The organism is Fibrisoma montanum, assembly GCF_003583365.1.
In the GTDB taxonomy this organism is placed as follows: Bacteria; Bacteroidota; Bacteroidia; order Cytophagales; family Spirosomataceae; genus Fibrisoma; species Fibrisoma montanum.
The window spans coordinates 252,699-265,290 of record NZ_QXED01000008.1; the positions used below are offsets into that span (position 1 = coordinate 252,699).

The window sequence follows — 12,592 nt, forward strand, 5'->3', positions numbered from 1 at the left end:
CTCCATGATTTCAAAAAGAAACTTCGTGGCTGTAAGTACGGCCATTTTCATGATAGGAACCGTCTCTGGATTTTCTCAATCTATTCCATCATTAAAAGATGCGTTTAAACGAGATTTCGGAATTGGTACGTGTCTGAACAACGCCCAGATTGAAGAACGCGACCCCAAAATGACCGAGTTCATCGTCAGGCAATTCAACATGGCCACACCGGAAAATGTCATGAAAGCCGGGCCTATCCATCCGAAATGGGATACATATAATTTCGAGATGGCCGACAAGCTGGTGGCGTTCGGCAAAAAGCACAACATCAAAATCAACGGCCATACGCTTGTCTGGCATAGCCAGTTGCCGCCGTTTATTCGCGGGATCAAGAGTTCAGATTCTATTCGGACGTTCTTCACGGAGCACGTCAAAACCGTGGCCGGGCGCTATAAAGGCAAAGTGTTCTCGTGGGATGTTGTCAACGAAGCGCTCAACGAAGATGGCACCATGCGTAAATCAGTGTTTCTGCAACACCTCGGCGACAATTTCGTAACCGAAGCCTTCCGGCTGGCGCAGCAGGCAGACCCTAAAGCTGAACTGTATTACAACGACTACAACAACGAACAACCGGCCAAGCGGGCGGGCTGCATCGCTCTCATCAAAAAGATAAAAGATGCGGGCGTTCGTATCGACGGCGTCGGTATTCAGGGGCACTGGCATGTGGGCAAAGTTCCCTTCAAAGACATTGAGGAAAGCATTCTTCAGTATGCGGCTTTGGGATTAAAAGTCATGTTTACCGAGCTGGACATTGAAGTCCTGCCCCGCAACTTTCAGGGAGCCGACGTGAACCAGCGAATGGTAAATAATGAGCAATCGAATCCGTATGTGAATGGCCTTCCCGACAATGTTCAGCAGCAACTCGCTGCTGATTACGAAGCCTTATTCAAACTATTTCTTAAGCACAAGGACAAAGTTACCCGCGTCACGTTCTGGGGCGTGAACGACGGCGATAGCTGGCTGAACAACTGGCCAATCCGGGGCCGGACCAGCTACCCGCTCCTATTCGACCGCAACAACCAGCCCAAACCCGCTTTTGAGAAGGTAATTGCCCTAAAGAAGTAAAATCAGGCAAAAAGATGTGCCGCCGTTAACTTTTAAGTTAACGGCGGCACATCTTTTTGCTTTGTATCTTATTTCAAGTCAGTTGATTTACTAAATTATATATATGAACCAGAAACTTACTGACATCGAGACCGCACTACTACGCGTCGATGGGGCTACTTTCCAGCGGACCTGCGATGAATATTTGTTCTGTCGATACGGAGCCGATTTTCGGCACATAACACGAACTGGAACTCAACCAGGTAAAATGCAGACGACAAAGGGGACTCCAGATACCTATGTCGTGCTACCCAGTAATAAGTATGTTCTGATTGAATATACGAAACAGCAGACTTGTCTGCTCAAGAAACTGCAAGACGATGTAGCTAAGTGTTTGGACTCAAGTAAGACTGGCTTAAAGCAGGCTCAGATACAGCGAATTATTATAATACACGCTAGTAAGTTGACCACTGATGAGGATAATACCCTTCGTAGTGGTTGTCCCGTGCCTTTAGAAATAATTGGCTTAGACGCACTGGCGTTAGCTATCCATAACGACTTTCGTCAATTAGCTCGTCGCTACTTGGATATAGCCTATGATACGTTACAGCTGCAGACACCTGTCGAATTCATTGCGGAACATGCCCGTAAGGCAGTGGGAGAGAATAATCCCTTGTCCAACCCACTTCGGTATCGAGAAGATGAATTAGAGATACTATTGAACAAAATTAATAGTCAGGATGTAACGGTACTGACCGGAGGACAAGGTGTAGGCAAAACCCGTTTGGCCTTGGAGGCCCTGCAGAAGTATTGCCAAACTAGCCCAGACTACGAACCATATTGTATAGCAAATAAATACACGTCGCTGCTTGAAGATTTAAACGACCTTGTCCGGTCAAAAAGGAAATACATCTTTTTGATTGATGACGCCAACCGGCAGACACCCATTCTACTTGAAACATTAGAAAACCTGTACGCTAGACCCGAGATATCATTCAAAATTATTCTGACGGTTCGAGATTATGCGTTTGACGTTGTAAGTAAGCACCTCCAACCTTACCGCTGGGACTCATATTCCATTGGAAGGTTCACCGATGAGCAAATCATGCAGTTAATCGCAGAAGAACCGTTTTCAATAGGCAATCAGCGATTTCAACAACGCATTCGTGATCTGGCCAACGGTAATCCCCGTTTGGCTATTATGGCGGCCAAGCTGGCTTTAGAAAAGCAAAACCTATACGCACTCAACGACGCTACAGATTTGTACGTCAGATACTACGATACCTTAACTGACAGTGAGAATAGATCTCTACTGGTTGATTCGACTCGCTTAAAAGTGCTTGGCTTATTGGCTGTATTCCGACAAATTGACTTATTACAGGAGTCGTTCGTTAGTCGGCTGACCTCAGCTTTCGGCTTAACTCGCGACACATTAGCGGCCGAATTAGCAGGTCTGGAAAAAGACGAGCTCGCTGATGTTTACCTGACTGACCAGAGCTTTTTCCGTTTATCCGACCAGAACTTGGCAATCTACGCCGTGTATCAGGTTTTCGTTGATAAAAAATTGCTTAGTGTGGAAGCCTTATTAACGGAGTTCTTCGAGGATTATCCGCAACGCATTCGGGATGCATTTTATGGGGTTATCAACGCTTTTGATCAGGAACGAATCATCAATGATATCAAGCTCGTTACAAATCAGTATTATGGTTCAATAAGAAGCGACGATGCTAAAGCCTATAAGTTTTTAGACGTTTTCTTCATCGCCTTACCAACCGAAACGCTTGACTACTTATTGACACTATCTGAAAACCTTCCTTCTCTACAAAAGCAGTGGCGCGAAAAGGATATTTTATGGGAATTGAAAAAGGATGAGGGTCCGTTGAAAGACCGGTTACAGTTATTGTTTAACTTCTTCATTGGCTTCAATGAACATTTTGACATCGCGCTTGAACTACTGGTAAAGTTTGCGGAAAGTGCTCCTGATTCAGTACCACTACTAACCAATTTGATTAAAGATCGACTGGCCTTTCGACCAGAAGATGCGCAATATATGGAGCTTAGGCAGGCACTCTTGCTTCAATATCTCATAGATGAAACGCAGTCTGGCAACGAAGCAGCACGCCGTCTAATCTTTGCCGTGTTGTCATCATTCTTGCAGTCTGAGTTTCGAAGCACAACGTCAAGAGGGCGTGGAATTACATTTACTACAATGCCATACCCTGTGCAGGAGCCCTTCACTTCATTACGCAGTACGCTTTGGGGGTTTGTCCGCGATCAGTTTTCGAAGTACCCTGACGAATGCCGATCAATCTTATGCTCCTACAAGTCAACTTACTCGCCACGGGACAACGCGTCGCTGCGGGAATTTGACAAGGGTTACATCGTTCCATTGATTGAGCAGCATCTAACGCCAAACGATTTTGATGATTGCCACTTCGTGAACGAATACGTTCGTTTTTTGAATCGTAGTGGTCTACAATCAACCCAAATGGACCAACTGGCAGAGCGCTTCCAGAATCGTGAGTACTCGCTTTACCTGCTGCTTGACTGGCATAGCTATCGAGGGCGTGACACCGATGATGAGATGTGGGAAAAACCCGAACAGTATAAATTAAAGAAGCAGAACGAACTATGGGAAAAACTACATCTTACCTCAATAGTAGACATCGAACGATTATTTGATGATATTTTTAGCTTGATGAGTAAGCCGGTCAATATTTCCTCCATGCTTGATAAGCCATTAGAAGCAATATTGAGTGGAGTCAGACAGCGCAACCCTGAATTGTTCAAGGAGACGATTATAGCGTTTTCATCACGTGAATGGCCGCTAACCGTTGCAGTAGGTCGTATAGTAGGAGCGGCCTTCAACTACGAGATTGCAGTGCCTGAAGAGTGGTATAGCGTGTTTGCCGGTGCCAAGTATCGCAATGCTGAATGGCGACTAAACTTCTTTAGCATGTTACCGGCTTCTGCTGTAAATACTAACTGGTCGGATAAGCTTATTCAGTGTTTTCAAGAGCAGTCTATTGATGGTTTTTATCTGCCCGACAAATGGTGGCAGCATTATCAATCAGTACGTCCAACCATTTACCGGGATATACTGACCATTTTGGCCGATAGGCACGAACAAACAGGCATGCGGTATTCATTATGGCACGATTTTTTTAAAGATCGAATCAACTTGTTTAATGATACAGACTTACCCGTGCTTAAGAAGGTATATCTGCAATTGTTCAGAATGGAACACTCATCAGCAGGCGGATTCGACTACTCCCGAAAAAACCTGAAAGCTTTACTATCGCGTGATCCTTCGTTTTTGATTGATTTTATCGAAGCTCACTATAAACGATTAAAGGGGGACTCGATAGCTCATCCCCACATTGAAAATTTAGCTTTCATTTGGGAACTCCCTGATGCCGTCAAATGGGCTTTGCAAATAGTCCGCATTATGAAAAGCCAGAAGCGGCTTAGCTGGTATGGCCGAAACTACGAACCTTTTTTCCAACATGTAAGCGATGAGCATAAAGGACTCACGCATGATTTCCTTGATGAGTATGTTAAAACATACGCAAATGATGTGCGTGAGATTGGAAGCATGGTACAAGCTCTTCAGCATATGCATAAGTATAACGAATGGCTACTATGCGTCCGGGCCTTTTTGACTTACAATCAGTCTGTCGAAGCCTTTAAGAAAATCAGCTGGGCACCTAATATGCTCTCTGGTTCCGGGAAGATGAATTTTGATCAGATAAAAGCCGATCGACTAAAGCAAGTTCTTCAACAAGTCCGGCAGATGCCCAAAAAATTACCTTACTTGGAACATGTTAAATATTTAGAGTGGTCTATCATTATTCATGAAAAAGAGGCTGAAGTAGAACGACGTCGTCAGTTTGGCGAAGACGATTAACAAGGCGACTCTTTACACAACATGAGTAGGGCCGCTGATTATGAAGCGTTGTTCAAACTGTTTCTCAAGCACAAGGACAAAGTTACCCGCGTCACGTTCTGGGGCGTGAATGACGGCGATAGCTGGCTGAACAACTGGCCAATCCGGGGCCGGACCAGCTACCCGCTCCTATTCGACCACAACAACCAGCCCAAACCCGCTTTTGAGAAGGTAATTGCCCTAAAGAAATGATTGAAGGCAATCAGCCTGAGTGAATAGTCGAACAGGTTATGCTCATCTCAGTACGCTTACCATGCCCTCTACGTCCAGAACGTAGTCCGGTTTGGTGTTGAGGATGGCCTGCTGGGGCATGTAAGCGACCTGAGCCGTGTCGGGGTGCTGAACGATGGTGAGCCCACCGGCGCGTTTGATAGCTTGCAGACCGGCTGATCCGTCGGCGTTGGCTCCGGACAGCAGAATGCCGGTCAGGGCCGAGCCGTAGACGTCGGCGGCCGATTCGAACGTTACGTCTATGGAAGGGCGGCTGTAGTTTACCTTCTCGGAATCATCGAGAGAGAACGTGCCGTCATGTTCAATCAGCAGATGGTAATCGGCCGGGGCCAGGTAGATGTGTCCCGGCAGAATGGCGTCCTTGTCCTCCACTTCCTGAAGCGGCAGGCTGGTTTTTAACGCAAACAAATCGGCCAGCGACGTATCGGTGGCGCTTTTGCGGTGGAGCACAATCACCAGCGCAAAAGTCAGGGGTGGCCGCAAAGCCGGGAGCAGATTCAGCAAAACGTCGATGCTCCCGGTTGAGCCGCCAATGAGAACCATGGCGCTGTTGCTGACTAGTCGATTTTCCGCCATATTTTTTCGCTGCCTACCTGTTTGTATTTCTGTCGGATGCCCGAGAAACGTAGCGTCTCTTTTGATCCCAGCCCCAGGAAGCTGAGCAGGCCCAGGCTCTCGTCGAACAGCGTCAGGACGCGATCCTGCAGGGTTTTGTCGAAATAGATCAGTACGTTCCGGCACAGGATCAGGTCAAACTCGTTGAACGACCGGTCGGAGACGAGGTTGTGGGTTGAGAACACCATCTTCCGGGTCAGTTCCTCGTTGAATTTAACGTAGTCGTATTGCGCAGTGTAATAGCCGGAGAAGTCGGCCGTTCCCCCCGACAGTACATAGTTCTCGGAATACTGCCGCATGGGGGCGAGCGCATAAATGCCTTTGCGGGCCACCTCCAGCACCTCCGGGTTCAGATCGGTGGCATAGAGCAGCGACTTGTGCAGCAGATTGGCTTCCTTCAGGAGAATGGCCATGGAAAACACTTCCTCACCGGTTGAACAGCCTGCGTGCCAGACCCGGATGAAGGGCTTGGCGGTCAGGGCGGGCAATACCTCCTTTCGGAGCGCCCGGTAAAACGACGGATCACGAAACATTTCGGTGACGTTCACCGTCAGTTCTTCCACGAACCGTTTCAGGTAATCGGCATCGGTACGGACCCGGTACCGCAATTCAGCAAAGCTCGGAAACTTATCCAGCGTCCACAGCCGGTTGATACGTCGCTTGATCGACGCCCGGGCGTACTGGGTAAAGTCGTAGCCGTATACTTCCAGCAGATCGTTCAGCAGCAACGTAACCTCTTCCTCCTCAATCATAACACCTGTCAGATACGCGATAGCAGCGCCAGGAGCCGATCAACATCGATGGGCTTGGCAATGTAGTCGGTGGCCCCGGCCCGCAGGCACTTCTCCCGGTCGCCGACCATTGCCTGCGCCGTTACAGCAATAATGGGCATGTCGCTCCGGCCCGGAATACGTTTGATACGCGGAATAGCCTCGTACCCATCCATGTCCGGCATCATCATATCGATCAGAACGGCATCGACCACCGCGTCGGTACTCAGGATATCCAGCGCTTCGGGGGCACCCTGGCACGACCGGCACTCGAATCCTTTCGCTTTCAGCGTGGCCGTCAGGGCGAAGATGTTCCGCGTGTCGTCGTCAATGATCAGCACTCGTTTTTTCTCCATAGTCTTACGGTTTGTGGTTTTCAGTGTGGTTTGTTGTTTGTGGTTTTGCGTTTACGGCTTTCTGTGTTTGAACAGAATGTAAATTCCACTAGGCCCCGAACAACAAACCATCTCACCGTTCGTACAGCCAGACGCGCAGCAGGGATATGAGCTGGTCAATATCGACGGGTTTAGTGATGTAATCCGATGCACCGGCTTCGATGCATTTTTCGCGGTCGCCGGTCATGGCTTTAGCCGTAACGGCAATGACCGGCAGGTTTTTGTATCTGTACTGCTCCCGAATCTTCCGGGCCGTTTCGTACCCGTCCATCTGCGGCATCATCATATCCAGCAGCACCACGTCGACGTTCGGGTTCTCTTCCAGCCGCTGCAGGGCTTCTTTGCCATCCAGTGCCGCAATAACGCTCATGTTGTACTGCTCCAGCGCCTTCGACAGCGAGAAGATGTTCCGCACGTCGTCGTCGGCCACCAGCACGGTTTTTCCGCTCAGAACCTGCGTCAGTGCGCCCAGTTTTTTCGTCGCGCCGTTGTTGTTGGCCGCCGACTTATTCTCTTCCACCAGATGCAGGAACAGCGACACCTCGTCGAGCATACGCTGGTACGAATGGGCCGTTTTGACGATGATCGAGTCGGCGTACTTCTTAATCCGCAACTCTTCCGACAGCGACAGACTTTTACCGGTGAAGATGATAATCGGCAGACTTTCCAGCTCCGGATTCTTCCGGGCCTCTTCAAGCGCATCGTACGCTTTGTTGTCGGGGATACCCATATCCAGAATCACGCAGTCAACCTCGCGTTGTTTCAGGGCCGTGATTCCTTCCGAAATATCGCTTTTCAGTTCCGAGTTGATGTTGAAGGTTTCCAGGAAGTAAGCCAGCGCTTTGGCGTGTTTGGGGTTGTCTTCAATAATCAGCACCTTTTTTGGGTCCCGATTCAGAACGTACTCAATCTTGCCGAAAACCTCCTGCATCTGCTCAAACGCCATGGGTTTATCCACAAAATCGATAGCTCCTTTCAACAAACTCTCGTTTTTGAGCTTATGCGACGACATGATGTGCACCGGAATGGGCCGCGTCTGGGGGTTCGCTTTCAGCGCGTCCATAACCTCCCAGCCGCTCATAACGGGCAACTGAATATCCAGCAGAATCCCGACAGGCCGGTACGCAGCCGCCAGACGCAGGCCCTCGTCGCCCCGTACGGCGACAATACCTTTGTAGCCTTTCCTGCGGGCAAATTCGAGCAGCGACCTGGCAAAGTTTGTGTCGTCCTCGATGATCAGGATGAGCTTGTCGTGCTCCGTGATCGTCTGCCGGTCGTCCGGCACGGACTCTGGGATGGTGGGGCTGATGTATTTCTTGGTTTCAGCCGCCGGGGCATCGTTCGGCGACGGCTGTTCGTGCACCGGTGGCTTCTGGCTGTGGGTTGGTACAACCTCCGCCGGGGCTGGGGAAACAGCGGTGCCGGGAACGGCAATGACCGGAATAACCAATGTAAACTCACTGCCCACATCGACCTGACTGCTCAGGTTGATTTCGCCCCCGAGCAACTTGGCCAGTTCGCGGCTGATGGACAGGCCCAGACCCGTTCCGCCATACTTCCGCTTGGTCGACCCGTCGGCCTGCTGAAAGGCCTCGAAAATGAGCGGTTGCTTCTCGGGCGGTATGCCAATGCCCGTATCCTTTACGATAAAGCAAAGCCGGTTCGCCGACCGATTCTCCGGTTTGATCGTCAGCGTAACGCTGCCCTTCGCCGTGAATTTGAGCGCGTTGGACATCAGATTTTTCAGAATCTGCCCAAGCCTCATCTTATCGGTTTCGATGATAGCCGGTACGTCCGGCGCGATCGTGATGCCAAAATTCAGCCCTTTCTCCTGCGCCATGATGCCGAACAACGCCCGCATTTCGTCGCCGATGTCGCTGACCGGTATGCGTTCGTAATCGAGCTTCATCTGCCCGGCTTCAATCTTCGACAGGTCCAGGATCTCGTCGATCAGCCCCAGCAGCCCGTTCCCCGACGACTGAATCACGCGGGCGTACTCCACCTGCTCGCTGGTCAGGTTCTCGTCCAGGTTTTCGGCCAGCAATCGGCTCAGCAGGAGAATGGAATTGAGGGGCGTCCGTAATTCGTGCGACATATTGGCCAGGAATTCGGACTTGTAGCGGGTGGCCAGTTCCAGTTCATCGGCCTTCTTCTGAATCTCGTCGTTTTTCTCTTCCAGCAGCAGCCCCCGCTCTTCCAGTTCGGTGTTGGTTTGCTGCAGTTCTTCCTGCTGCACACGGAGTTCTTCTTCGGACGCCTGCAACCGCTGGGCCTGCATCTCCAGTTCCGTATTCAGGTTTTCCAGTTCGCTGTGCTGCACCTGTAGTTCCTCGGCCTGCGCCTGAGTCTCTTCCAGCAGGTGCTGCATTTTACCGTAGTCGAGCGCGGCATTTACCCCGATGGCCATGGCCTCGCGGTTGTTTTCTACAAACTCGACCTCCAGCGCGGTAGGCGGACGAAGCAACCCGAGTTCAATGACGCCGATACTTACGCCGTCGTAGATCAGCGGACTAATAATGAGCGACGCCGGGGTGGCCTCTCCCAGCGACGAACTCACCTTGCCGTAGTCGGCCGGTACGTCCTCTACCACGACGGTCTTCTTCCGCTCAATGGCCTGACCAACCAGCCCCTGTCCACCACTGACGACATCCGGTGCATTTTGGGCTGCGTACCGTCCGGCCAGCCGGAATTTACGCTCGTTGTCGAGAATGTACATAGTGGCGAGAGGAACGCCCATATATTCGGTCAAGGCAGCTAGCACCCGATTGGCCAGCTTTTTTGGATCTTTCTCACCCCGGATGGCATCACTGACGGCCACGGCACCCGTTTGCAGCCAGTTCCGACTGTTCAGATCCGTAAAGGTCCGTTCGAGCGAAGCCGCCATCTGGTTCAGGGCCGTAGCGATCCGGCCCAGTTCATCGTCCTCCGCGTCAGTGCTGCGGACTGCATAGTCGCCACCGGCAATTTTACGGGTAATGCCCTCCATAATGGAGATCCGCCGGTTGGTTTTGACGTATTGCTCCTCGGCTTCCTGCTGTTCGGCGATCCGGTTGTCCATATCCCGTTTGATACGGAAATAGGCAAAACTCGTAATGAGCATGGAAATCAGGGCCGTAATAACCAGCAGAATAGGCGTGTAGGTAATGTACACCTGCTGCTGATCGATTCGGGCCTGCAGCAACCGATTCTCCTGAGTTTTGATCTGATTGAGTACGGCGCGCAGATCATCCATCACCTGCTTACCACGTATCATCTCCCGATACCGTCTGGCGGTATCCTGGCCGGTAACAGCCCCGGCTCTGGTCAGGTCAATGACCTTCTGCATCTGCTCGAACTTTGTTTCGAACAGGGCTTTTACCTGCGCCAGGTTTTTCTGCTGGGCGGGATTATCGGCCATGAGTGAACTAAGCCGGTTGAAACTGGCCACTACTTTCTCGTAACTGCCGTCGAACGGCTGCAGAAAGACCGGGTCGAGGGTAACCAGATAGCCCCGCTGCCCTGTTTCAGCATCTTTCATGTACGAGATTATATTTTCCGACTCAATCAGTACCTCGTTGGTGTGGTTGACCAGCTCGGAATTACTGATCAGGCGCTGGATGCTTATAAATGAAGCCCCCAGACTGAGCAGCAGCAAAATCGTGGACAGGGTGAAGACAACCTGAAGTTGCCGGATAATTGAGTTCGAGGTAGTGTTTGGTGGCATAGAAAAAGGAATATAGCGGCTTTACCGGGTTTCAGTAACCGGCCCTTCGATGGTTTGTCTGACCGGCAGAACGAGAATGAACCTGGCTCCTTCGTCCTCGCGGCTGCGGGCCGAGATTAGACCGTGGTGCTTTTCAATGTTTTTGCGCGCAATGGCAAGGCCGATGCCGGTACCTTCGTAGTTGGTCCGGTTGTGGAGCCGCTGGAAAATGACGAAGATCCGATCCAGAAACTTTTCGTCGAAGCCGATGCCGTTATCCTGCACCACAATCCGGCAGTACGGACCGTCTGGCGCCGGGCAGCCGTCAATGTCTTTCGTGTCGATGCGTTCGGCCCGGATCGTGATAACGGGCGATACGTTCTCTTTGGCAAACTTCAGGGCGTTGCTGATCAGGTTCTGAAAAACCTGCCGGATGCGCGTCGGAATCACGTCCAGCTCCGGAATAGGCCCGATGTCGACAACAGCCCTTTTTTTCGAAACTACGTCCTCAAAATCCTGCAGCAGGTCGGTGAGCAGGCTGTTCAGATTGGTGAAATGAAACGCTTCGGGGGCCGATAGCTGCGTGTACGACAGCAGGTCGTTGATGAGCGTCGCCATCCGCGCCGACGACCGGATGGTCCGGTCGAGGTACGGAGCCGCTTCCGGGTTATCTTTCAGGTACTTTTCTTTGATGGTATCGTTGAGCAGCTGAATCTTCCGCAGCGGTTCCTTCAGGTCGTGCGACACCACCCACGTGAACTGCTGGAGTTCATGGTTTGTCCGTTCCAGTTCGGCATTCTTGACCCGGAGTTCATTCGTCCGGACTTCCACTTCACGCTCCAGCAGTTCGGCAGCCTGCTTTTGCGGGTGAATGTCCGTAAACGTACCGATCCAGCGCGTGAGAGTTCCCTGCTGCCGAACCGGAATGATCCGCAGCAGGTGATAGCGGAAATCGCCTGTTGTCAGCTCCCTGAGCCGGACTTCCCGCGTAAACTCGACCCCGTCGATCAGCGACCGCTTCCATTCCTCCCAGACGTTGTCGTCGGCGTGTACATCCGGAAACGTAGTCGGCGAGGGGGCATAGCGAAACCAGTATTCGTTAACGTATTCGAGCTGTCCATTTGAAGCCACTGTGAAAGCCACCTGGGGTAATGACGACAGTACGCCCTGAAGCTCCTGCATGCGTTCCGTCAGGACCTCCTGTGCCTGTTTACGCACCTCCACTTCTTTCCGCAGCGAATCCTGAGCCGCCCGGAGTTCCTGCTGCTGTTCGTACAGCTTCTGCAGCGTTTTGACTTTCAGAACCAGAATGTCCGGGTCGACCGGCTTGGTCAGGTAGTCGACTCCGCCCGACGTATAGCCTTTGGTAATGAACTTCTTGTCGGTGTTCACCGCCGACAGGAAAATAATGGACGTGAACCGGGCTTTACTGAAGCCGGCAATGGCATTCGCTACCTCAAACCCGTCCATATCCGGCATCTGCACATCGAGGATAATGACCGAATAAGACGTAGTCAGCACTTTCCGCAAGGCTTCTTCTCCCGATTCGGCCGTGTCGACCGTAAATCGATGCAGCTCAAGTATTTTCTTCAGAGGCAGGATATTTTCCCGTCTGTCATCAACAATCAGGATCATGCAGGGTCATTCATTAGATCGATGCGGGCTATCCGGGCAGGTTTACGCTTCCTTACCTGGTTCTGTTCCGCGCCCGGCCGGCACAAAGTCCAAAATTATAGTCAAAGATAATGAGCGAAAACAAACCAGTGGTTTAATGCACCCAAATCAGCCGGCGCTCACCAAACGTTTACGCTTGTTAATAAACGAAAAACCCTGACGAAATGCTATCGTCAGGGTTTTTATTCGACACAT

At 51.1% G+C, this 12,592-nt stretch carries 7 protein-coding genes and 1 pseudogene; 3 read left to right on the forward strand and 5 right to left on the reverse strand.

Features of this window, described 5'->3' with window-relative positions; genetic code table 11:
- The first annotated feature begins 4 nt into the window (after nt 1-4).
- From DYU11_RS25465 to DYU11_RS25475, 3 genes and pseudogenes are all read left to right on the forward strand, one after another.
- Complete coding sequence (locus DYU11_RS25465; RefSeq protein ID WP_119670549.1) at nt 5-1,105, forward strand: endo-1,4-beta-xylanase; 1,101 nt, start codon at nt 5-7, stop codon at nt 1,103-1,105.
- Between the two features lie 247 nt (nt 1,106-1,352).
- Nucleotides 1,353-4,991 (forward strand): NACHT domain-containing protein, encoded by a 3,639-nt coding sequence (locus tag DYU11_RS25470; RefSeq protein WP_119670550.1) that lies wholly within the window; start codon nt 1,353-1,355, stop codon nt 4,989-4,991.
- Nucleotides 4,992-5,021: 30 nt separating this feature from the next.
- Nucleotides 5,022-5,222: pseudogene (locus DYU11_RS25475) on the forward strand (endo-1,4-beta-xylanase); the annotation flags it as partial.
- Nucleotides 5,223-5,264: 42 nt separating this feature from the next.
- Here DYU11_RS25475 and DYU11_RS25480 read toward each other — a convergent pair.
- From DYU11_RS25480 to DYU11_RS25500, 5 genes are all read right to left on the reverse strand, one after another.
- Nucleotides 5,265-5,837 carry a chemotaxis protein CheB gene (locus DYU11_RS25480; protein ID WP_119670551.1) on the reverse strand — a complete coding sequence of 191 codons (573 nt, stop codon included), beginning with the start codon at nt 5,835-5,837 and terminating at the stop codon, nt 5,265-5,267.
- The gene (locus tag DYU11_RS25485; protein ID WP_119670552.1) at nt 5,819-6,628 is read right to left on the reverse strand and encodes a CheR family methyltransferase; all 810 of its coding nucleotides are present in this window, start codon (nt 6,626-6,628) and stop codon (nt 5,819-5,821) included. The genes DYU11_RS25480 and DYU11_RS25485 overlap by 19 nt, the downstream gene beginning before the upstream one ends.
- Before the next feature lie 8 nt (nt 6,629-6,636).
- Nucleotides 6,637-7,002, reverse strand: coding sequence for a response regulator (locus DYU11_RS25490; RefSeq protein ID WP_119670553.1), 366 nt, complete (start codon nt 7,000-7,002; stop codon nt 6,637-6,639).
- Between the two features lie 112 nt (nt 7,003-7,114).
- Nucleotides 7,115-10,744 carry a response regulator gene (locus DYU11_RS25495; RefSeq protein ID WP_119670554.1) on the reverse strand — a complete coding sequence of 1,210 codons (3,630 nt, stop codon included), beginning with the start codon at nt 10,742-10,744 and terminating at the stop codon, nt 7,115-7,117.
- A gap of 21 nt (nt 10,745-10,765) precedes the next feature.
- The gene (locus DYU11_RS25500) at nt 10,766-12,358 is read right to left on the reverse strand and encodes a hybrid sensor histidine kinase/response regulator (RefSeq protein WP_119670555.1); all 1,593 of its coding nucleotides are present in this window, start codon (nt 12,356-12,358) and stop codon (nt 10,766-10,768) included.
- Nucleotides 12,359-12,592: the final 234 nt, after the last annotated feature.